Source organism: Anaerobacillus sp. MEB173 (assembly GCF_052119505.1).
In the GTDB taxonomy this organism is placed as follows: domain Bacteria; phylum Bacillota; class Bacilli; order Bacillales; family JBJMAU01; genus JBJMAU01.
On record NZ_JBJMAU010000003.1, the window covers coordinates 186504 to 209282 of the forward strand.

Annotated in this window: 25 protein-coding genes; 2 read left to right on the forward strand and 23 right to left on the reverse strand. The window is 37.7% G+C overall.

Annotation, left to right across the window (positions count from 1 at the left end):
- Positions 1 to 98 precede the first annotated feature (98 nt).
- The 9 genes from trmD to smc form a co-directional block, all read right to left on the reverse strand.
- A complete protein-coding gene (trmD, locus tag ACJ2A9_RS08610; RefSeq protein WP_441421230.1) occupies positions 99 to 839 on the reverse strand; it encodes a tRNA (guanosine(37)-N1)-methyltransferase TrmD in 741 nt (246 codons plus the stop codon).
- 3 nt (positions 840 to 842) lie between these two features.
- Positions 843 to 1364, reverse strand: coding sequence for a ribosome maturation factor RimM (gene rimM, locus ACJ2A9_RS08615; RefSeq protein ID WP_441421231.1), 522 nt, complete (start codon positions 1362 to 1364; stop codon positions 843 to 845).
- The gene (locus ACJ2A9_RS08620) at positions 1348 to 1773 is read right to left on the reverse strand and encodes a YlqD family protein (RefSeq protein ID WP_441421232.1); all 426 of its coding nucleotides are present in this window, start codon (positions 1771 to 1773) and stop codon (positions 1348 to 1350) included. Before ACJ2A9_RS08620 ends, rimM begins: the two co-directional genes overlap by 17 nt.
- Positions 1774 to 1931: 158 nt before the next feature.
- Positions 1932 to 2159 carry a KH domain-containing protein gene (locus ACJ2A9_RS08625; protein WP_441421233.1) on the reverse strand — a complete coding sequence of 76 codons (228 nt, stop codon included), beginning with the start codon at positions 2157 to 2159 and terminating at the stop codon, positions 1932 to 1934.
- Positions 2160 to 2224: 65 nt separating this feature from the next.
- Positions 2225 to 2497 (reverse strand): 30S ribosomal protein S16, encoded by a 273-nt coding sequence (rpsP, locus tag ACJ2A9_RS08630; RefSeq protein ID WP_441421234.1) that lies wholly within the window; start codon positions 2495 to 2497, stop codon positions 2225 to 2227.
- Positions 2498 to 2618: 121 nt separating this feature from the next.
- On the reverse strand, positions 2619 to 3962 hold the full coding sequence (gene ffh, locus ACJ2A9_RS08635; protein ID WP_441421235.1) for a signal recognition particle protein: 1344 nt from the start codon (positions 3960 to 3962) through the stop codon (positions 2619 to 2621).
- Positions 3963 to 3975: 13 nt separating this feature from the next.
- Positions 3976 to 4305, reverse strand: a complete 330-nt coding sequence (locus ACJ2A9_RS08640) for a putative DNA-binding protein (protein ID WP_441421236.1) — start codon at positions 4303 to 4305, stop codon at positions 3976 to 3978.
- Between the two features lie 98 nt (positions 4306 to 4403).
- The gene (ftsY, locus tag ACJ2A9_RS08645) at positions 4404 to 5399 is read right to left on the reverse strand and encodes a signal recognition particle-docking protein FtsY (protein ID WP_441421237.1); all 996 of its coding nucleotides are present in this window, start codon (positions 5397 to 5399) and stop codon (positions 4404 to 4406) included.
- A 54-nt stretch (positions 5400 to 5453) separates the two neighbouring features.
- The gene (gene smc / locus ACJ2A9_RS08650; RefSeq protein ID WP_441421238.1) at positions 5454 to 9020 is read right to left on the reverse strand and encodes a chromosome segregation protein SMC; all 3567 of its coding nucleotides are present in this window, start codon (positions 9018 to 9020) and stop codon (positions 5454 to 5456) included.
- A 239-nt stretch (positions 9021 to 9259) separates the two neighbouring features.
- Here smc and ACJ2A9_RS08655 point away from each other — a divergent pair, with 239 nt between their 5' ends.
- A complete protein-coding gene (locus tag ACJ2A9_RS08655; RefSeq protein WP_441421239.1) occupies positions 9260 to 9484 on the forward strand; it encodes a DUF1128 domain-containing protein in 225 nt (74 codons plus the stop codon).
- A gap of 28 nt (positions 9485 to 9512) precedes the next feature.
- Here ACJ2A9_RS08655 and rnc read toward each other — a convergent pair whose 3' ends face one another.
- From rnc to ACJ2A9_RS08710, 11 genes are all read right to left on the reverse strand, one after another.
- Positions 9513 to 10310: a ribonuclease III gene (gene rnc, locus ACJ2A9_RS08660; RefSeq protein WP_441421240.1), complete on the reverse strand. Its 798-nt coding sequence runs from the start codon at positions 10308 to 10310 to the stop codon at positions 9513 to 9515.
- 97 nt (positions 10311 to 10407) lie between these two features.
- On the reverse strand, positions 10408 to 10644 hold the full coding sequence (gene acpP, locus ACJ2A9_RS08665) for an acyl carrier protein (protein WP_441421241.1): 237 nt from the start codon (positions 10642 to 10644) through the stop codon (positions 10408 to 10410).
- A gap of 160 nt (positions 10645 to 10804) precedes the next feature.
- A complete protein-coding gene (gene fabG, locus ACJ2A9_RS08670) occupies positions 10805 to 11545 on the reverse strand; it encodes a 3-oxoacyl-[acyl-carrier-protein] reductase (protein WP_441421242.1) in 741 nt (246 codons plus the stop codon).
- A gap of 1 nt (position 11546) precedes the next feature.
- Positions 11547 to 12491, reverse strand: coding sequence for an ACP S-malonyltransferase (fabD, locus tag ACJ2A9_RS08675; protein ID WP_441421243.1), 945 nt, complete (start codon positions 12489 to 12491; stop codon positions 11547 to 11549).
- Between the two features lie 35 nt (positions 12492 to 12526).
- Positions 12527 to 13510, reverse strand: a complete 984-nt coding sequence (gene plsX, locus ACJ2A9_RS08680) for a phosphate acyltransferase PlsX (protein WP_441421244.1) — start codon at positions 13508 to 13510, stop codon at positions 12527 to 12529.
- Complete coding sequence (fapR, locus tag ACJ2A9_RS08685; protein WP_441421245.1) at positions 13507 to 14085, reverse strand: transcription factor FapR; 579 nt, start codon at positions 14083 to 14085, stop codon at positions 13507 to 13509. Before fapR ends, plsX begins: the two co-directional genes overlap by 4 nt.
- Before the next feature lie 199 nt (positions 14086 to 14284).
- Positions 14285 to 16321 (reverse strand): ATP-dependent DNA helicase RecG, encoded by a 2037-nt coding sequence (recG, locus tag ACJ2A9_RS08690; protein ID WP_441421246.1) that lies wholly within the window; start codon positions 16319 to 16321, stop codon positions 14285 to 14287.
- A gap of 55 nt (positions 16322 to 16376) precedes the next feature.
- Positions 16377 to 17258: an L-serine ammonia-lyase, iron-sulfur-dependent, subunit alpha gene (gene sdaAA / locus ACJ2A9_RS08695; protein ID WP_441421247.1), complete on the reverse strand. Its 882-nt coding sequence runs from the start codon at positions 17256 to 17258 to the stop codon at positions 16377 to 16379.
- 63 nt (positions 17259 to 17321) lie between these two features.
- Positions 17322 to 17984 carry an L-serine ammonia-lyase, iron-sulfur-dependent subunit beta gene (sdaAB, locus tag ACJ2A9_RS08700; RefSeq protein ID WP_441421248.1) on the reverse strand — a complete coding sequence of 221 codons (663 nt, stop codon included), beginning with the start codon at positions 17982 to 17984 and terminating at the stop codon, positions 17322 to 17324.
- Positions 17985 to 18188: 204 nt separating this feature from the next.
- Positions 18189 to 19868 carry a DAK2 domain-containing protein gene (locus ACJ2A9_RS08705; protein ID WP_441421249.1) on the reverse strand — a complete coding sequence of 560 codons (1680 nt, stop codon included), beginning with the start codon at positions 19866 to 19868 and terminating at the stop codon, positions 18189 to 18191.
- A gap of 24 nt (positions 19869 to 19892) precedes the next feature.
- On the reverse strand, positions 19893 to 20255 hold the full coding sequence (locus tag ACJ2A9_RS08710; protein ID WP_441421250.1) for an Asp23/Gls24 family envelope stress response protein: 363 nt from the start codon (positions 20253 to 20255) through the stop codon (positions 19893 to 19895).
- A gap of 335 nt (positions 20256 to 20590) precedes the next feature.
- On the opposite strand from ACJ2A9_RS08710, the gene rpmB reads away from it, so the two are divergent.
- Positions 20591 to 20779 (forward strand): 50S ribosomal protein L28, encoded by a 189-nt coding sequence (gene rpmB / locus ACJ2A9_RS08715; RefSeq protein WP_441421251.1) that lies wholly within the window; start codon positions 20591 to 20593, stop codon positions 20777 to 20779.
- A 119-nt stretch (positions 20780 to 20898) separates the two neighbouring features.
- Here the strand turns inward: rpmB and spoVM are convergent, their stop codons facing one another.
- From spoVM to rsgA, 3 genes are all read right to left on the reverse strand, one after another.
- On the reverse strand, positions 20899 to 20979 hold the full coding sequence (spoVM, locus tag ACJ2A9_RS08720) for a stage V sporulation protein SpoVM (RefSeq protein WP_441421457.1): 81 nt from the start codon (positions 20977 to 20979) through the stop codon (positions 20899 to 20901).
- A gap of 256 nt (positions 20980 to 21235) precedes the next feature.
- Positions 21236 to 21886, reverse strand: coding sequence for a ribulose-phosphate 3-epimerase (gene rpe, locus ACJ2A9_RS08725; protein ID WP_441421252.1), 651 nt, complete (start codon positions 21884 to 21886; stop codon positions 21236 to 21238).
- A gap of 3 nt (positions 21887 to 21889) precedes the next feature.
- A complete protein-coding gene (rsgA, locus tag ACJ2A9_RS08730) occupies positions 21890 to 22771 on the reverse strand; it encodes a ribosome small subunit-dependent GTPase A (protein WP_441421253.1) in 882 nt (293 codons plus the stop codon).
- Positions 22772 to 22779 lie beyond the last annotated feature (8 nt).

The following is a 22779-nucleotide window of genomic DNA, read 5'->3' on the forward strand; positions in this document are numbered from 1 at the left end:
AAAGCTAGTAATCTTTGCAGCGGAACATCTTATTCACTGGCATTTGCCACAAGTTCTATAATATCATATACAAACACTGAGAACAATAGTAATGTTGATTATTTTTTATCTTTCTCAAGATTTTGTAGCCAGGCTTTTTCTTCGTCGGTCAGGTCATATGATTCTAATAAATCTGGTCTACGCTCGTATGTCCGTTTTAACGACTGCTTTCTTCTCCACTCTTCAATACGCCCGTGGTGTCCTGAAAGCAACACATCAGGAACTTTCATACCGCGAAAATCAGAAGGTCTCGTATAATGAGGATATTCAAGCAAGCCTGTACTAAACGAATCAGTCACTGCAGAAAATTCATTACCTAAAACACCAGGAAGCAAGCGTGTAACACTATCAATAATAACCATTGCTCCTAACTCTCCACCAGTTAAGACAAAATCGCCAATCGAGATTTCATCGGTAATTAAATGTTGACGAATTCGTTCATCATATCCTTCATAATGACCGCAGATGAAAATCAAGTGATCCATTGCTGCAAACTCTTCTGCTTTCTTTTGATTGTATCGTTCTCCTTGAGGGCATAATAAAATAATTCTTCGGTTAGCCTCCTGCTCCCCATCTGTTATCGATTCGACCGCGTCAAAGATTGGTTGCGGTGTTAATACCATCCCACCGCCACCACCGTACGGGTAATCATCTACACGATTATGTTTATTCGTGGTAAACTCCCTGAAATCTGTCACACTGTAGGATACATGGCCTTTCTCCTGTGCATTTTTTAAAATAGAGCTTCCAAGTACACCAGAGAACATTTCCGGAAAAAGTGTTAATACATCTATTTTCATCTCTTACACTAACCCATCTAATAAATGCACTGTAATCTGCTTTTTATCAATGTTAATTTCTTTTACGACATCATCAATATATGGAATTAACAAATCTTTTTCCCCTTGTTTCTTCCTTTTAATTACCCACACATCATTAGCTCCTGGGGAAAGAATTTCCTTTATAACCCCTAATTCTTCACCTTCATCCGAAATCACTTTGCAGCCGATGATTTCAAAATAATAGTACTCTCCCTCATCAAGATCTGATAAATCATCTTCTGAAATTTTCAGTGTACCACCTTTAAAAATCTCAACATCATTAAGATTGTTATAGCCATCAAACGTTAGCAAATCAAAATTTTTATGTTTGCGATGACCTGAAATTGTAACAGTCACCGGATCAGTTAATTGATCATGCTCTAACCGTAAACGCGAACCAACAGCGTACCGCTCATCAGCAAAATCTGTTGCTGAAATAACACGCACTTCGCCTTTTACACCATGGGTATTTACAATTTTACCTACATTAAACCATTTCATCATTTTCTACTCTTCCTTTTCTAATTTCATGAACCAAATCGTCTTTTATAATAATCTCAGTTTCTTCCATTAACTTTGACCAATGATCCCCAACTCGCACATCACAAATCGAGTCAACAGTTTGATCTTTTATTTCTACCCCTAATGGTAATCCTTCAACCTGATCAGCCTGAAAATCTAAAATCTTAATTTTTTCGTTGCGCTGTTTAATTTCTTTCGTAAAACTCTTTTTTAATGCCGCTTGCTGCTCAAAATTGTTTTTACTATTCTTGACATTTTTATGTAATTGAAACTCTAGTTGTTGAATTTCTTTTGCTAATTGAACTTTTTGTGACGAAATTTTTGATAATAAATGCTGTTTTCTCTTCTCAGTTAGTATTTGCTTTACGACAACCTTTTTGATTATTCTCATCCGCCGCCCCCAACTACAGTTTTAAGTTTTAAATGTAGAATTTAGCGTAAAATAAATAATTACTATTGTTAGTCTTTCAGTTTAAACTATACACTATCCCCAATAATCAAAACAGTAGTAAACAAAAAAATAAAAGGGTGAGGAAATTCCTCGCCCTTTTAGACAATCTCAACATTAATGCGTTTCTTTTGATTTGCAGCGGCCGCATAAACAACCGAGCGAATCGCTTTTGCAATACGTCCTTGCTTTCCTATTACTTTCCCCATATCAGCAGGGTTAACGGAAAGCTTTATTGTTAAGGTCTGTTCGTGATTCGTTTCCGTCACATGAACATCATCGGGATGATCAACAAGAGCTTTGGCTATTGATTCAACTAACTCTTTCATTTCTCTCCCACCTTTGACTTATTTGTTTATATGATATCTTTGCCGCTACAAACTACAAAGTTATATTACTTTTGGTTTTTCGCATTGTGTAACTTTTCCATTAAACCAGCTTTTGAGAAAAGATTGCGAACTGTATCAGATGGTTTTGCGCCATCAAGCATCCATTTTAATGCTGCTTCTTCGTCAATGTTAACTGTTACTGGGTTTGTTAACGGATTGTATGTGCCGATTTCCTCGATAAAGCGACCATCACGTGGTGCGCGAGAGTTAGCAACTACTACACGGTAAAATGGGGATTTTTTAGCTCCCATACGTTTTAAACGAATTTTAACTGCCATTCGTGTTCACCTCCAAAATAAATTCACACAATTATTTATTATATCATAAATTCCGTTAGTTTTCAACCAGGAATTTGGATATCTTATTTAGAAAAGCATTGCACCTTGCTAGCATCAAGATTTACATAAAAGGCAGTTTAAATCCACCTTTTTTCTTTCCTTTAGACATATTTGTCATTTGTTTCATCATTTTCTTCATATCATCGAATTGTTTGATTAAGCGGTTTACATCTTGGATGGTTGTACCGCTACCTTTGGCAATTCGTTTTCTTCGACTAGCATTAATAATGCTGGGATTTGTTTTTTCTTCCTTCGTCATTGAACGAACGATTGCCTCAATACGACCAATTTGTTTGTCATCAACTTGAACATTCTTAAGGCCCTTTACTTTGTTCATACCAGGAATCATCCCTAAAATTTCATCAAGAGGACCCATATTGCGAACTTGACCTAATTGTTCAAGGAAATCATCAAACGTAAGATCCATTGTTCGCATTTTCTTTTCCAGTTCACGTGCTCTTTCTTCATCAACATTTGACTGAGCTTTCTCAATCAATGTCAAGACATCACCCATGCCTAGAATTCTCGAAGCCATTCGGTCCGGATGGAAAGGTTCCAACTGATCAATCTTTTCTCCCATCCCGGCAAACTTAATCGGTGTATTAGTAACAGCCTTTACTGATAGGGCAGCTCCTCCACGTGTGTCACCATCTAGCTTTGTTAACACAACTCCAGTTACACTTAGTTGCTCATTAAAGCTTTCAGCCACATTCACTGCATCTTGTCCAGTCATCGCATCGACAACAAGCAAGATTTCATCGGGGTGTGCTACTTCTTTCACTTCTAGAAGTTCATTCATTAACGTTTCGTCAATATGCAGACGACCCGCTGTATCGATGATGACATAATCATGATGATCTTCCTTGGCTTTTTCAATCGCTTGTTTTGCAATCTCAACAGGGCTAACCTGATCTCCTAACGAAAAAACCGGCATATTCAGCTGTTTCCCTAATGTTTCTAATTGCTTAATTGCCGCAGGACGGTAAATGTCAGCTGCAACTAGTAACGGCTTTCTATTATGGCTTTTTCGGAGATGATTCGCTAGCTTTGCTGATGTCGTTGTTTTTCCCGCCCCTTGTAATCCTACCATCATTATGACAGTTGGGGGTTTGTTTGCCACAGCAATTTTGCTTTGCTCTCCTCCCATTAAAGCTGTTAATTCCTCATTTACAACTTTAATGACTTGCTGACCAGGTGTTAAGCTTTTCAAAACTTCTTGTCCAATTGCTCTCTCTTTCACTCGTGCAATAAAGTCTTTAACAACCTTAAAGTTAACATCTGCTTCTAAAAGAGCTAAACGGACTTCACGCATCATTTCTTTAACATCAGCGTCAGAAACTTTACCTTTACTACGAATTTTACTTAATGTATTTTGCAAACGTTCGGCTAAACCTTCAAATGCCATCGCTGTCGCCTCCCTAATCTAGTTTCTCAAGAGTATCAATGAGTTCTAGGATCTCTTTAGGAGTCGCCTTTTCATGTACAGCTGTCTTTAAGTGTGAAATGAGCTGAGTCCGTTGTTCAAATTTCCTGAACAAATTTAGTTTTGCTTCGTATTCTTCAAGCATCGTCTCGGTCCGCTTTATATTATCATATACAGCTTGACGGCTTACTTCAAACTCCTCTGCAATTTCACCAAGGGACAAGTCATCCAAATAATAGAGCGACATGTATTTTTGCTGCTTATCTGTAAGCAGCGGTTGATAGAAGTCATACAGATAATTCATCCTTAACTTCTTTTCTAACATGGAACCATCCCCTTGTTAAGTGAATCACCTTTACAAAACAGTATGTTACATGAAAAGAGAAACAGTGTCAAGGATTTTCCTTAACACTATAAAACTCTCTAATTTTCTTCCTCTTCTTTTGCCTCAAGTATTTCCGAAAATAAACCATATACGAATTGTTCTGGATTAAATTCCTGAAGATCGTCCATCTTTTCACCTAAACCTACAAATTTTACCGGGATATCCAATTCATGACGTATCGCTAAGACAATTCCCCCTTTTGCTGTGCCATCTAATTTTGTTAGCACAATTCCAGAAACATCTGTTGCCTTGCCAAACGTTTTTGCTTGTGACATTGCATTTTGTCCAGTTGTCGCATCAAGGACAAGTAATACCTCATGTGGTGCACCTGGAATTTCACGTTCAATGACACGTTTTACTTTTTCAAGTTCATTCATCAGATTCACTTTATTTTGTAGTCTGCCAGCAGTATCACATAGCAGCACATCGACATTTCTTGCCTTAGCTGCTTGAATGGCATCATACATGACAGCTGCAGGGTCAGACCCCGCTTGTTGTTTTATTACGCTAACACCAACGCGGTCTCCCCATACTTCTAGCTGCTCAATCGCTCCTGCCCGAAACGTATCACCGGCTGCCAAAAGTACTTCCTTCCCTTCTTCTTTATACTTATGGGCAAGCTTCCCAATTGTTGTTGTTTTCCCAACACCGTTTACACCAACCATAAGAATAACCGTCATCCCATCAGTTTGAATGTTAACTTCGCCATCTTCACCTGATTTATCAAGGAGCTCAGCAAGCTTCTCGGAAATTACCGGCTGGATATCTTTTGTATCTTTAATATTACGTAATCTTACTTCATCTTTCAAATCATCGATTAGGTCCATCACCGTCGCTACACCAACATCAGCACTGATTAACAATTCTTCAAGTTCTTCAAAAAATTCTTCATCAATTTTGCGATAACGACTAACAAGTTCATTCATTTTTCCTACAAATGAGTCCCTCGTTTTTGAAAGTCCTTCTTTAAACTTTTCGGTAACAGACTCCGTTTGGCCTGTAATCTTCTCTTTCAACTTTTTAAAAAAACTCATAAATCAAACCTCCTTAATCGCCTTTCAACTTTGAACTTTGAACTTTAAATTCCATTAGCTTGTAAGCAATTCCCTCGTCTCCTCAAGCCTTACAGAAACAAGCTTTGAGACACCGGACTCCTGCATTGTAACTCCGTATAGAACATCGGCGCCCTCCATTGTTCCCTTCCGGTGTGTAACAACTATAAATTGAGTTTCTTTGCTGAATTCTTTTAAATAATTAGCAAAACGACTGACATTCGCCTCATCAAGAGCTGCTTCCACTTCATCAAGAACACAGAATGGAACAGGTCTAACTCTTAAAATCGCAAACATTAATGCTATGGCTGTTAAGGCCCTTTCTCCACCTGATAAGAGGGCAAGATATTGCAGCTTCTTCCCTGGAGGTTGTGCTACAATATCGACACCTGTTTCTAGCAAGTTTTCAGGGTTCGATAGCTGTAAATCAGCTCTGCCTCCACCAAATAATTCTTTGAACACAATTTGAAAATGCTCCTTAATTTGGATAAATGTGTCATAAAAACGTTTTGTCATGACCTCGTCCATTTCAATAATCACAGTATCAAGCGTTGCTTTCGCTTGCTGTAAATCACTTTTTTGCTCATGTAAGAAGTGATATCGCTCCGAGACCCGCTCATATTCTTCAATCGCACCTAAATTTACCGTACCAAGCTCTGCAATTGCCAATTTTATTAGCTTCACCTTCATTTTAGCCTCTTTTAGGTCAATTGTTAATGGATACTTTTCTTTTGCTGCTTCATAGCTTAATTCATAATCAATGCGAAGTTGATTTAAGCGGTTTTCTAGCTCAACCTCTAAACGGTTCGTCTTTACTTCCTCAACATGAAAAAGATCAACAATTTGTTTGTGATTCCGTTTCAATTCCTTAACTTCCCGTTCCATGTCATCTAATTGTTGGTGAACAGTCAGGCGTTTTTGGCGTTCACGTGAAATAGAGTGCAGTAATTCATCCTTTTCATGTCTTTTTTTCAAGATGATTTCTTCAAGACTTTCTTCACCAGTTGAATTTGAATTCATCTCATTCTCTAGCAATATATACTCTTCCTGGACTTTTTCAAGTTGCTGATTGATTTCATTAGACTCAGTCGTTAATCTTTCTATTTCTTGCTTAATCCGACTATACCGCTCATCTTCCGTTGCATACTGTATCTTTAATTCTGTAATTGATGACTGTACTTGTTCCTTTGACATTTGCTGATTCTTTTTCTTTTCCGTTAAGAGTTCAACCTTTTCTTCGATTTCTTTAATTTCTGTACTCATTTTTTTTAACTGATTTTCAATTTGGAGCAAGCGGTCTTTTAACCGATGCCGCTCAGATTCGAAACTGAGTTTCTCACGATCATACAATCGCAATCTCTCGTTCACATTGTTCTCTTCTATCTCATGTTCACGTTGCTGAGCTTTCAATTGCTGCTCTTCCAATCTTAGAAACTCTCCTGTTTTTCGCATTTGCTCAAGCTTCTGTTCATGTTCTTTCATCTCTTGTTTTAACAGTTTTACATGTTTTTCAAGCTTCTCTGTTTGTAATTCCATGATTTGCTGTTTTTCTATTAATGTCTCTAATTCACGTTGTCTGCCAAGTAATGGCGTAGTTTTCTTTTTTATACTTCCGCCTGTCATAGAACCACCTGGGTTGACGACATCTCCCTCTAAAGTAACAATTCGATAACGATGTTGTAACTTACGGGCAATTTCATTTGCCCCTTGAAGGTTTTTCGTAATGACAACATGACCAAGTAAATTCAAAAGGACTTGTTTATAACGATCATCAAAATGAATTAAACCTGATCCAATCCCTACGAAAGCAGACTCCTTTTCAAGCATTGAAAGTTCTTGCCATGAAAGATTGCGTCCTTTAATAACTGTTAGCGGTAAAAAAGTAGCTCGACCGAAGCGATGTTTTTTTAGAAATTGAATGGCTTGTCTCGCATCTTTTTCTGTAGCAACAACAATATGCTGGGCTGCTCCTCCTAGAGCCGTTTCAATTGCTGCCTCATAGTCTTTCGGAACAGTAATCAACTCAGCTATAGCACCTTCAATTCCCGTTAATTGCTTATCCCTTCCTTTTAGTACTTCCTTAACCCCTTGAAAAAAGCCAGAGAAATCTGCTTGCATTTCTTGCAGCACTTCAATTCGAGAGCGGAACTGCTGCAAATGTTGATAGGCTTGATATAGATTCGCTTCTTTTTGCTGATAGTCTTTTTGTTTTTTCTCCAGCCCAGTCTGAAAATCACGGTAGGTCGTTACATGTTGATCAAGCTGTTTTCGTACTTGCAGCTGTTTCATTTCTATCTCGGTTTTTTTTCTGGAAGCTAATTCACGTGAATCAATAAGACTCGCATTATTTTCATCTAATTGTTTACTTTTTTGTTGTTGCTGCTGAATTTGTTCTGTTAAATAACGATGCTCATTTTTTAATGATGCCTGTTCATTTAACATTTCAATATAATCAGACTTAAGACGGTCAAGTTCTTCCTCAAGGTCTTGCTCGAGGTCATTAACAAGGTTCATTTCTAATTGCAATTGTTCTGTGATCTTTGTTAGCTTTTCTCTTTGTTGCCGGAAATTTTCTTTTTCTACGCTAAGCTTTTTTTCATACTCATCTTTTCGTGCTTCTAATGTTCCTATCGTCTCTATATATTGCCGTTTATGCTGAGTATAATTTTTCTTTCGTTCCTTCAAGACTTCTTTTTGACCTTCTTTTTTCTCAAGTTCTTCACTGGCGGTTAATAATTCATGCTGAAATTGTTCTATTCTGCCATCTAACTCTGCGATTGTGGTCTTATACTGTTCAATTTTCACTTCTTCTGATGTAATCAACGTAGAAAGCTTTAGTTGATTGTCCTTTAAAGTTTCCACTTTTTTTGTTTGTTCTTCCCACGTCGCATGCAAATCAGAAATCTCATGTACTAATAAAGAAACCTCAACATTTTTGAGTTCGTCCTTTTTTTGAAGATAATCGTTAGCAATTGAGGCCTGAATTTTTAATGGTTCAACCTGCCCTTCAAGTTCATGAAGAATATCCTCAACACGCACTAAATTTTCTTCAGTTTCTGCAAGTTTTTTTTCTGCTTTTATTTTTCTTGTTTTATATTTCAATACCCCAGCAGCCTCTTCAAAAATCGATCTTCTCTCTTCTGATTTGCTGCTAAGGATCTCTTCTATTTTACCTTGTCCAATAATGGAAAATGCTTCTCTTCCTAAACCAGAATCCATAAATAAATCAATAATGTCCTTAAGACGACAAGCTTGTTTATTTATAAAAAATTCACTCTCACCAGATCGATAGACTCGCCTTGTAACACTTACTTCACTATAATCAATCGCTAAGTGCTGATCTTGATTATCAAGAGTAAGGGTTACCTCTGCTACGTTTAATGATTTTCTCGAGTCACTGCCAGCAAAAATGATATCCTCCATTTTTGCCCCCCTTAATGACTTAGCAGACTGCTCACCTAGGACCCAGCGAACTGCGTCAGTTATATTACTTTTGCCGCTTCCATTCGGTCCAACAACAGCAGTGACCCCTGGAACAAAATCAATGGAAATTCGCTCTGCAAAAGATTTAAAACCAACCACATCTAACTTTTTGAGGAACATCCTCTATCACCCTCATTTACTATATAAAAATCAACGATTTACTCAAACTTTGTTAAAATGTCAGAGCAAGTATCTAACAGTAATGCAACTTATATATTTTATCATAAACAAATTGCCTTTCCTAAAAAAAATGAAACATGTGAACATGAAAAGTTCGCCGTCCAAGTAAATTAACGGTATACTTAATAAACATGCTAGTAAAAAAAAATGAAAGCATAGAAAGGACGGATTGGCTAAAAATGGATTTAACAGTACAAAGTAAAGAAAATATCGAGTATATGATCGAAAAAATTAAAGACAAATTGCAAGTCGTTAACGGTGGTGCAATCAGAGCTGAAAGTTTTGATACAGAGGAATATGAAGAATTAAAAGACATTTATGAGATGATTATAAAAAAACAATCATTTAGTGTGAGTGAAATCGATGCCATTATCACTGAGATAGGAAAATTAAGAAAACGATAACTTTTTATGAAAAAGCTCCTGTAATTTATTACAGGAGCTTTTGCGATTCCATAAATTTTTGCAATGCTTTCTGAGCCGCTTGTTGCTCAGCTTCTTTTTTTGAGCGGCCGATACCTATTCCTAATGTCTCACCATTTAATATAACTTCTGAAACAAACTCCCGACTATGTGCCGGTCCTCTTTCTTGAACAATTCGATATTGGATAATTCCAAGATTATCTCTTTGGATAAACTCTTGTAATTGACTTTTGAAATCCATCATATGAGAAAAAGCACCCTGATTGATTTTAGGATAAATCGTATGATTTAAAAACTGATAAACAGCATCTAATCCTTGATCCAAATAAAGGGCTCCAACAAAAGATTCAAACACATCAGCAAGTAGAGCCGGTCTACTTCTGCCTCCAGTCATTTCTTCTCCCTTACCTAACAGAACAAGTTCTCCAAACACGAGTTCATTGGCAAAGCTAGCAAGAGATGGCTCACAAACAATCGCTGCACGAAGCTTTGTCATTTCACCTTCACTCATTGTTTCAAACTTTTTATATAGATACTGTGAAACAGCTAATTCTAATACTGCATCTCCTAAAAATTCAAGTCGTTCATTATCTTGGAATGGACGAATACGATGCTCATTCACATAGGATGAATGAGTAAATGCTTGATAAAGTAATTTCTCATTAGTAAATGTTATACCAACCCTCTCTAACAGTTTTTCAAATTTCTGTTTATGAGCGGCACTAATTTGAATTCGTTTTGTAGCTCTTCTTCTCGGTTGACCGTTATTAAAACCCACTTTTCGGATATTTTTTGAAGATTGTTGCATTATAACCTCCAAGAACCTTTTAGAGTTCATTTATTCATTTGTATTTTAAATAGATTTCAAGCCCCGTACTTGTTAAGATACGGGACTTGCATTTATACTACTGCTGATTCTTTATGTACTCAACTACATCTCCAACAGTAGAAATCTTCTCTGCATCCTCGTCGGAAATCTCTAAGTCGAACTCGTCTTCAAGTTCCATTACTAATTCAACTACATCTAGTGAATCAGCACCTAAGTCCTCTTTAAAAGATGCTTCTACTTTCACTTCTGCCTCATCTACTCCAAGACGATCAACAATAATCTTTGTAATACGCACTAAAATATCTTCTGCCATTACCGCTCACCTCCTCTCAAGTATTATATGTGATAATTGCTAAAAAAACTAGGAAAGATTAACCTGAATAATCATTCTCCGTATTTCTCTAACTGCACAGAAAAAAAGTATACATGATTTCCAACTGCGCGGGCAACAAAAATTTAGTTCGCCGGTAAGATTACATAACCATGCCGCCATCAACATGTAATGTTTGACCAGTCATATAACTGGCATCTTCACTCACCAAGAATCGAACAACAGTAGCAATTTGATCTGGCTGTCCTAATTTAGCAAGCGGAATTTGGCGTAACATCTCTGTTTTAATTTCATCGGTTAATGTGTCAGTCATATCCGTTTCAATAAACCCTGGAGCGACTGCATTAACAGTAATATTACGATTAGCCAACTCTTTTGCCAATGTTTTCGTTAAACCGATGACACCTGCTTTTGCAGCCACATAATTTGCTTGTCCGGCATTCCCTAACACACCGACAACAGATGTAATATTGACGATACGTCCAAAACGCTGCTTCATCATTTGTCGTGTTACTGCTTTTGAGCAATTGAACACACCTTTTAAGTTCGTTGCGATAACTGCATCCCAATCCTCTTCTTTCATTCTCATGATCAGATTGTCACGGGTAATTCCAGCATTATTAATTAGAATATCTAACGAACCAAAATGACCAACAACCTCTTTAATCATGTTTGCAACAGATTCAGCTTCTGCAACATCTGCCTGGATCGCTATCGCTTTTCTACCCATTTTTTCAATTTCACTCACAACTTCTTCGGCTTTTTCTCTGCTCCCAGCATAGTTAACCGCTACATCAGCACCGCTTCTGGCCAATTCCAAAGCAATAGATCGTCCAATTCCTCTTGATGCCCCAGTTACGAGTGCTACTTTACCTTCAAGCATGCTAACAGTCCTCCTTTATTTTTTCAACGGCTTTTAGTAAGCTCTCACGATCACTTACGGCAAATACTGCTGCTCTGCGGTGGACTTTCTTAACGAGACCAGACAATACATTTCCTGGACCGACTTCTATAAATGTCTCTACACCTAAATCCAATAATCGTCTTACAGTGTCTTCCCATAATACAGGTGAATAAACCTGTTCAATTAATTTTTCTTCAATCTCATTTGCAAATGTCACTTCTCGTGCTGTAACATTTGCAATAACTGGAACCGAAGCATCTTGAATTGTAATCTCCTTTAGAACTTCAGAAAGTTTGTCGGCTGCCGGCTTCATTAACGAAGAGTGGAATGGTCCACTTACTTGTAGGGCAATGGCCCGTTTAGCCCCTTTTTCCTTAGCAAGTTCCGATGCTTTTCTTACCCCTTCAGCTGTGCCTGAGATGACAATTTGCCCTGGACTATTTAAATTCGCCAATTGTACTGAATCTCCTGCATTTGAAACTTCATTTGTCACATCTTCAAGTTGATCACGGTCCATTCCTAAGATTGCTGCCATGGCTCCTTGGCCTGCCGGAACCGCCTCTTCCATAAATGTACCTCTTTGGCGGACAGCGTAAACGGCATCTTCAAAAGACAGCGCACCAGCAGCAACAAGCGCACTATATTCTCCAAGACTATGGCCTGCAACATAATCAGGTTGAATATCATATTCTTTTATCGCCTCTAATACAGCAATACTTGTTGTTAAAATAGCTGGCTGTGTATTAGCAGTCAGTGTTAGCTCCTCGGCAGGGCCATTAAAAATAATCGAAGACAGATCTACATTTAGACGCTGATTAGCTTTTTTAAAAATTTCAGCAATCTTTTCGTTCTCGTTTGCTAACGATTGGCCCATTCCAACTTCCTGTGAACCCTGGCCTGGAAATAAAAACGCTATTTTCCCCATTATTTTTCCTCCTTTATGAACCAAATACCATTTATTTAAGAAGTAGAAACTTCTGATTCAATTGTCTGTACTACACTCTCTTTTACCATTTCTCGTGCCTGACGAATGGCGTTAAAAACAGCTGTTGAGTCAGATGAGCCGTGTGCTTTTATAACTGGTGCCTGTAATCCAAATAGACCAGCCCCACCATATTCAGAGTAACTCATTTGTTTTTTTATCTTCTTGAAGCTTTCTTTTAACATCCCTGCTGCAAGCTTATTGAAGAACGTACTTGTTAACTCCTCTTTGAGCACGTTCATAAACGATAATGCTGTACCTTCCATTGACTTTAAAACAAGGTTTCCTGAAAAGCCATCACAAACAACGACATCGGCCACCCCCGATAGCAAATCACGGGCTTCAACATTTCCAATAAAATTGACGGAGCTCTCCTCAAGAAGAGAAAATGTTTGTTTTGTTAATTCTGTCCCTTTTCCTTCTTCAGTACCTACATTTAAGAGCCCAATTCGTGGTTGTGCCACTTGTCGAACTTTTTGCATATATACACTGCCCATAATGGCATATTGTAATAAATGCTCTGCTTTTGCATCCATGTTGGCACCAACATCTAAAAGAAGGAACCCTTGCCCATCAAGGGTTGGCATAATTGGAGAAAGTGCCGGGCGCTCGATCCCTTTAATACGACCGACAATTAATAGACCAGCTGTCATTAACGCCCCTGTATTTCCTGCCGAAATACAAGCATCAGCCTTTCCTTCCTTTACTTCCTTAACCGTTAAGACTAAGGATGAATTCTTTTTACGCCGAACCGCCGCCACAGGTGCATCCGTATTTTCAATAACTTCATCTGTATGTATAATAGTGACTCTCGTATCATTTGTTAGATAATGACGAATCTGCTCTTCATTTCCAACCAATGTAAATTCAACATCATTAAATGCTGCGACTGCATTCATCACAGCTTCAACGACCACTTTTGGTGCGTGGTCACCGCCCATAGCATCTACGGCAATTTTCATCTCTTGTGAACTCCCTTCTGGCTCTTTTCTGAACGAAACATTTGAAACTCACCAGAAAAAACCAATTCTTGTTCAACATAACTGTTTACTTCAACAGTTGTTCTATCTTTTTCAAGTTTCATTACATTCGCTTTAGCAATAACCCTTTCATCCTGCTTTACCCGCCTTGCAAAACGAACTATTGCTTTTGCTGTTAACGCTAATTCATCATCAATAATTGCTACAGCTAATGAGTTTGCTTGGGCAAATAGGTGATGACCTCTCGCAATTTTTGTCCGTGAAAAGACGTGCTCAGCTTTTATATCAAGAATAGAAATTGCACTATTATCAAGCTGTAAATCAATGATTTCGCCAATTACTTCCTCAATAGGAAGTGCTTTTACATGATCAAGTTGTTTTTTTGCAACATGCTTGATACGCTCGCGCAGCTCAGGGATCGCTAGCTCCAATCTGTCTAATCGTATCGTTTGAACACTCACTTGGAATTGATTTGCTAACGCTTCATCAGTAACAAATGGATTTTCCTCAATCGTTTCTTTTAATCGCCTTTGGCGATCTTTCTTTGATAGCTTCATTATTTTGCCACCACCCAACCTTTATGACTAGGTACTAATAGTAGTATATAATTTACAAGAAAATATTTCAATTAAATTCTTCCAACTACATAGTTTAGAGTGTAGAGTTTAGAGTTATTTAAGTTCTTCATAGAAAATATTAATCATTGAAAAAGCTGAACAACTCTACATTCTAAACTCTAAATTCTAAACTCTGATTTTAATCCAGTTTCTCCCCTTCCAAAATCCCCTCATTTTCTAAATAATGGCGGAGGTATACATATTGATTTTCTTGCCAAAATGCTGTTGAAGCAATTAGCTCTGCAGCATCCTGTCTTGCCACTTCTAATGCACGGTAATCATGAACAAGATCAGCAATCTTAAATTCAGGCATACCACTTTGTTTATAACCAAAAAAGTCACCAGGGCCACGTAGCTCCAGATCCTTTTGCGAAAGAACAAATCCATCATTCGTTTCCGTCATAATCCTCATTCTTTCTTTTCCTGTTTCAGATTTAGGATCAGCTAACAGGATGCAATAGGATTGTTCACTTCCCCTTCCGACACGTCCACGTAACTGATGCAATTGTGATAAACCAAACCGTTCTGCATCGTATATCACCATCATAGTTGCATTTGGAACGTTAACGCCTACTTCCACCACCGTTGTTGAGACAAGGATTTGAATATCATTTCGACTAAAGGCACTCATCACCTCATCTTTTTCGGCGGAATGGAGCCGTCCGTGCATTAAACCTACCCGATACGAGGTAAAAAATTGCTGTAGAGTTGCATGAACATCAATTGCATTTTGAAGATCGAGTTTTTCTGATTCCTCAATCAAAGGACAAATTACATAGGCTTGTCTACCTTTTTGTAGTTCTTTATCAATAAAATGTAAAACCCGCTCTAGCATGTCATGTTTGGCCCAATACGTCTCAATTGGTTTTCTGCCTGCTGGAAGTTCGTCAATTGTTGACACATCCATATCACCAAATAAGGAAATCGCCATTGTACGTGGGATAGGGGTCGCAGTCATAAATAATACATCCGGCTGTTCACCCTTTTCACGTAACACCCGTCTTTGTTCAACACCAAACCTGTGCTGTTCATCGGTTATTACAAGACCTAGCTTTCTAAAATTTACTTCATCTTGTATTAATGCATGCGTACCTATCAACAGATCAATTTCACCTTTTTCTAACAAAGCTAATAACTCCCGGCGCTTCTTTCCTTTTATCGAGCTCGTTAACAAGGAGAGATTGATATCGAAAGGGTTTAATAACTGCTGTAATGATTCGTAATGCTGTTCAGCAAGGATTTCTGTCGGAACCATTAACGCTCCTTGGAACCCTGATTTAATAGCAGCGTATAAACAAATAGCGGCAACAACCGTTTTTCCTGACCCAACATCCCCTTGTAATAACCGATTCATTCGATACGGCGATGTCATATCTGTTAAAATTTCGTTTACAACTCTTTGCTGTGCTTTTGTTAAGGGAAAAGGGAGGTCTTTAATAAAACTCTTAATTTCCGCAAGTTCAAATTGTTGCTTTACCCCTTGTTTGTTCTCGCGGTTCCCCTTACGTAATGCCTGCATTTTCAGTTGAAATAATAATAGCTCTTCATAAATCATCCGTCTTCTTGCTTGCTTGGCATCTTCAAAATCCACTGGAAAATGAAGACGTTTGACTGCTTCTTTTCTCGAAATTAATTTATACTTTAATATAAAACGCTCAGGCAAAATCTCCTCAATATATTGCCCGTATTGCTGCATCGCTAATAAAATCATCCGCTTTAGGCCTTTGACTGTAATATTCCCAGCGACCGAATAAACAGGCTCATATTGCTGTTTTCGCTCATAAGGACCAGATTTATAATCGCTGACTGTTATAGTCATCCGATGCTGGTCCCATTTCCCTGTTAACGTTATCTCACTTCCAAGTGTTAACTGTTTCTTTGCATAAGGCCGATTAAAGAATGTTGCTGTAATTAAATAACGCCCTGTTAATACACGTACAGTCAGCCTTGATTTTTTCTTTCCAAAGTAGCGCAAACTTGGCTCACTATGAACTTTACCGACAATTGTCACCCGTTCATCATGCTTTGTATCGGCCAAGTCTTTCAGTCGGTAATCTTCATATCGGTATGGAAAGTACTCTAGTAAATCTTTAATTGTATAAATTCGCAGGCTTTCCAATTCATTTGCTTTCTCTTCACCGATTCCTTTAATCGCTGTCACCGGCTGATTTAACATATTCCCACCTACTTTATTCAAACAGAAATGCTAGTCTATCTCTAATTTACTCTTATTAGTTGTTTTGAGCACCAAAAATCTTTGCTGCCAATTTTCGGCCAGTTTCAGTTGCTGCTAATCCACCTTGAGCTGTTTCCTTTAGTGCTGTTGGCATCGTTTGACCAATTTTGTACATGGCGTCAATAACTTCATCACATGGAATTCGACTTTCAATTCCAGCTAATGCCATGTCAGCAGCTACAATCGCAGTCGATGCTCCAATTGCATTCCTCTTCACACACGGAACCTCGACTAGTCCTGCAACAGGATCACATACGAGCCCAAGCATGTTTTTAAGAGCGATAGCCATAGCTGTTGCCGACTGCTGTGGTGTTCCTCCCGCTAACTCTACAATTGCTGCTGCCGCCATTCCAGTTGCCGAACCTACCTCAGCTTGACAACCACCTGCCGCACCTGAAATAGACGCATTATTTGCAACTACAAATCCAAATGCACCTGATGTAAATAAATAGCGCACCATTTGTTCTCTTGTCGGTTTTAAGCGGTGTTTTAGACCAAATAATGTACCTGGTACAACACCGGAAGCTCCTGCAGTTGGTGTGGCGCATATTGTCCCCATGGCTGCATTCACTTCATTTGTTGCAACCGCTTTACTAACCGCGTCCAAAAGCGTGGTCCCGGCAAGCGTATTCCCTTTTTCAATATATTTTTGTAAAAGGATAGCGTCACCACCAGTAAGTCCTGAAATCGATTTTACTTGTTCTTTTATCCCACGCTCAACTGCCCTTTCCATTACATCAAGATTTTGTTCCATTTGTTTCATGATCGCTTCACGACTACGTCCAGACACTTCTACTTCTTGTCGAATCATCACTTCAGATATTGAAATGTTTTCTTTTTCTGTGATTTCAATCAACTCTGCTACATTACGAAACATGTTATGTCCTCCTTATATTTTCTCTCTTTTCCTCTTTATTCCTATCTCTATTTTCTAAATTTATTAGTCATGGATCTTTGTTACTTTTAAAATATATGGCAACGAGGCGACTTCATTTAACAACACATCATCAACATTTTGGTCGACTTCAATAACCATTAATGCATCTTTTCCCTTTTCTTTCCTTGATACTTCCATATGACCAATGTTAATCTCATACTTCGCAAGTACATTAGAAACGGCAGCAATAGTGCCATACCTGTCGTTATGAACAACGAGAATCGCAGGGTGGTTTCCTGAAAGTCTTAGTTGAAATCCATTTAATTCAATAATCTCAATTTTCCCTCCGCCAATGGATATTCCTACCAATTCTAACATTTCATCATCATCACTTAGTCGGACTCTCGCTGTGTTAGGATGATCCGTTACAGCTTCTTCCTCAATAAATCGAACATCTAAACCAGTCTGTTGTGCAATTGCTAGTGAGTTTTTAATACGAGGATCAAATGTATCAAAATCTAAAATACCTCCAACAATAGCTACATCCGTTCCATGACCCCTGTACGTTTCAGCAAACGAACCGTAAAACGATATTTCCGCAGACTTCGGCTGTCGGCCAAAAAGCGTTCTTGCTACTCTCCCAATCCTTGCAGCTCCAGCTGTATGGGAGCTGGATGGACCAATCATAATTGGACCAATAATATCAAAAACAGTTCTGTATTTCATTGAAAATCCCCCCTATTTATCTTATGCAAATCTGTTACACAATGATTAAAATGACCTGAAAGGAAGTTTTTTTGTGATTCATTCCTTTTGTTTTTTTGAAAATATTTTTCTAAAAAAGTATCTATCTATAACATAACAAAAAATATTCCTACCTAAAAGATAAAAGGCAGGAATATTTAAAGGAAGTACTTCCTAAATTACTCATTATTCGACAGAGAAAATATACGAGTAAAGAGGCTGGTTACCAATATGCACTTCTACTTCAACATCATCAAATTGATCTTCTATAAAGTTAACTAATTGCTCCGTCAGCTTGTCATCAACATCCTCACCTTGAATCATCGTTACAATTTCGGTATCATCGTCGATAATTTTTGTAAGCAACTCCTCTGTAACAGATTGCAGCGCTTTACCAGACGTAACAATTTTATTTTCTATTATTCCCATAAAATCGCCTTCTGTAATTTCAACCCCATCTATGTTCGTATCACGAACTGCAAATGTCACTTGGCCTGTCTTCACCCGTTTCATTGCCTCGGTCATTGCCGCTTCATTTGCTGCTGTTTCACTGCTTGGATTAAAAGCTAATAGCGCCGCTAAACCTTGTGGAACCGATTTCGAACGAATAATGGTTACCTGCTGTTCGACTACGTTAGCTGCTTGTTCGGCTGCCATCACAATATTGCTGTTATTAGGGAGGATAAATACTTCCTCTGCGTTGGATTGCCGAATCGCATTCACAATATCTTCAGTGCTCGGATTCATCGTTTGTCCGCCTTCAATAACATATGCTGCACCAAGTCCTTTAAATAAATTTGCGATCCCGCTTCCCATTGATACAGCAATAATGGCATAAGGAGATTTCTTTGTATGAATCTCATTAGTAGAATTTTTTTCATAGATTGCTTTTGTCTCTTCTAATATATGTGTATGTTGTTCACGCATATTTTCAATTTTAATATTAATTAAACTCCCAAATCGTTGCCCTTCACTTAACACTTTGCCCGGCTCTTCAGCATGAATATGTACTTTTACTAAATCTTCATCAGAAACGACTAAAAGGGAGTCGCCGAAATTACTTAGCTGTTGACGGAATAATTGCTCATCAAATGCTTGTTTTTTTACTTTTTCCTCTTCGAATCGAACCATAAATTCCGTACAATAACCAAATTCAATATCCTCTGTTGCTAATTGACTTTGTGCATGATGATGCTCGATTTTAACCATTTCTTCCATTGGAAGAGTTTGTTCATTTGTTTCTATCTGTTCACCTTTTAAAACAGCTAAAAAACCTTCATAAATGTACACAAGGCCTTGTCCACCTGAATCAACGACTCCGACTTCCTTTAATACAGGGAGTAAATCCGGTGTTCGTTTTAAGGAAGCACGGGCTTCTTTTAGCAACTCAGACATTATGATGATAATATCTTCCTCATTTTTCGCCGTATTGACTGCTTGTTTCGCTGCATCTTTTGCAACAGTAAGAATTGTCCCTTCCACAGGCTTCATGACAGCACGGTATGCAGTTTCTACTCCAAGATCGAAAGCTTTGGCAAATTGTTTTGCATCAATGATTTCCTTGTCCTCTACTGCTTTTGCAAAACCACGAAACAATTGCGATAAAATCACTCCAGAGTTACCGCGTGCTCCCATTAATAAACCTTTAGAAAAGGTTGTTGCTACATGACCAACATGTTCAGAAAGTTTTTGTTTTACTTCTTTAACACCCGAAGTCATTGATAAATTCATATTAGTACCTGTATCCCCGTCCGGCACAGGAAACACATTTAAGGCATCAACTTTTTTTACATGTATTGTTAAATTATTTGCCCCTTCGATAATCATTTGAGCAAACTTCTTACCTTCCAGCTTCAAAATCGTCAATGATTTTCCTCCTTACAAAAACAACTATGGGTTATTAACTTTCACACCCTGTACAAAGATATTCACAGAGTCAACAACTAACCCTAACATTTGTTCCAGTTGATATTTTACTTTTGTTTGTACATTATGGGCAACCTCAGAAATTTTAGTTCCATAACTAACAATGATATACATATCGATATGAACCAGATCATCCTCTTCTCGAATAACAACCCCACGGCTAAAATTTTCTTTTCGGAGTAATTCAGATAGTCCATCTTTTAACTGCTTTTGTGATGACATCCCTACAATTCCATAACAATCTACCGCTGCTCCCCCGGCAATCGTTGCTACAACTTCTTTTGATACCTCTATTTGACCAAATTGTGTTTTTAAATCTATTGTCATTTTGAACTCCTCCTTATCTAGTTTCATCCTATGGTACATTTTACTATACAATTGTAAGATTTAAAAGAAAGTCTGTTTTATCACTACACTAACCCTTTATCCCGTTTTAACTCGTTTAGTATTGTTTGATAACGGCAAGGAGAACATGCATTACTTTTCGTACTTCACCTTATTACCTAGCAATGTTTTTCTTGCTCTTATTTCTGTCAAGCAAATTTCCTTGAATTACTTTAATAGAAACCCTTGCATTCTCCAATTCACTATGCTAAGATTATCAAGTATTTATATGATGAGAACAAAGATTCATCTCATGAGTTATACAAGGAGGTGCAATCATGGCACGCAAATGTTATATTACAGGAAGACAAGCTCGTTCTGGAAATAAGCGTTCCCACGCATTGAATAAAACAAAGCGTAAGTGGGGTGCGAACGTTCAAAAAGTTCGTATTTTGGTAGATGGTAAGCCAAAACGTGTATACGTTTCTGCAAGAGCTTTAAAATCTGGTAAAGTTGAACGCGTTTAATTAAGAATAGTGAAAGACACCTGCTGATTGATTGAAGGAATTCCAATCGATAGTGACTTTGGCTAGACAATGAAAAGCAGTACAAAAAAGCACCTTATTGGTGCTTTTTTGTTTACTCTTTAGCCTTTTTTAAATGAACTAAGTATTGCTCTGACAAATCCACCTAAAAACTTGGGCAACTTAATCGTATAAAATTTCATTTTTCCCCCTCCTTGACATGGATTGCCACCTGCATAAGTAAAGGATGATGACAAGTAAACATTCTCTTATAATTATATTCAGCATAAAAAAAATAGTACCGCTTTTTTTAGTTATAAAAATTATCAAGTTTCCTATCACTATTTCTATGCTAAATGGAATTGAAAAAGTACCAAATCTAAAAACTACTGCACAGCGCACATCTATAGTAATAAAAAAACAACCGCATACTTGCAGTTGTTTTTTGTCTATCTATGATTATATAGTTCCTCGAATTGTTTTAATCGCTTGAGCTCGATCACTTTCGTTGTAAACTGCAGATCCAGCTACCAATACATTAGCGCCCGCTTCAATACAAATTGGTGCCGTCTCAGCATTTACACCGCCGTCAATCTCAATATCAATCTCTAACCCTTTTGATTTTGCCATCTCAGATACTGCTCGAATTTTTGGAACTACTTGATGAATAAACTTTTGACCACCAAATCCTGGATTCACCGTCATTAATAATACAAGATCGACATCATCAATAATGTGTTGAATTGTATCTACTGGTGTTGCAGGATTAAGTACAACTCCGGGCTTGACACCCTGCTCTTTAATTAAATGGATCGTACGATGTAAATGAGTACATGCTTCTACATGAACTGAAATAATATCAGCTCCTGCCTTAGCAAAAGCAGGAATGTAGAGATCCGGATTTTCAATCATTAAATGGACATCTAACGGAAGCTTTGTAACAGGTCGTATTGCCTCTACAATAAGTGGTCCAATCGTAATATTTGGAACAAAGTGCCCATCCATGACATCAACATGAATGTAATCTGCCCCTCCTGCTTCTACATCTTTTATTTCATCGCCTAATTTGGCAAAATTAGCGGAAAGAATTGATGGTGCAATTTTGATCATCAGTTAGTACCTCCGTTTTTGTTCTTTAATTTCATCTAAAAACTGCAAATAATGATCGTATCGATATTGCTTGATGTCTCCTTCCAAAAGCGCTTCTTTTACAGCACATTTTGGTTCTGAAACATGAGTACAGCCTCTGAATTTACAATCAGATAACCGTTCTCTCATCTCTGGAAAGTAAAATGAAAGCTCTTCTGCTTCAATCCCTGTAAAATCAAGCGAACTAAACCCTGGGGTATCAGCAACTAAACCCGATCCAATAGGGATTAATTCAACATGACGAGTAGTATGTTTCCCACGCCCTAAATGAGTGGAAATTTCATTCGTCTCTAATTGTAAATCAGGCTTTAAAACATTTAAAAGTGATGATTTTCCAACACCTGACTGCCCAGCAAACACGGTTATCCGATTCTCTAATAACGGAAGTAAATCCTTGATTTTCTCTTTTAGCTCAATACTTGTGATTATTACTTTATAGCCTAGATCCTCATACTCTTGTCTGTACTGTTCAATTTCATGTTTTAATTGATCATCTAAAAGGTCAATTTTGCTTATACATATGATTGGTTCAATGTGATTTGCCTCGATATGAACAAGAAATTTATTCAGTAATAATGGACTGAATTTAGGTTCTGAAGCTGAAAATACAAGTAATGCCTGATCTACATTCGCAATAGGCGGACGGATAAGTTCATTTTTTCGTTCATTAATTTCTAGTATATATCCATCAGTTCGATTTTCTGCCTCAAAGACAACTTCATCTCCAACCAAAGGAGTAATTTTACGTTTACGAAAATTTCCACGTCCACGGCATTGAAACAAACCATCTTCATTTACTACATAATAAAAGCCGCTTAATGATTTTACAATTTTTCCGACTGGCATGTACTACC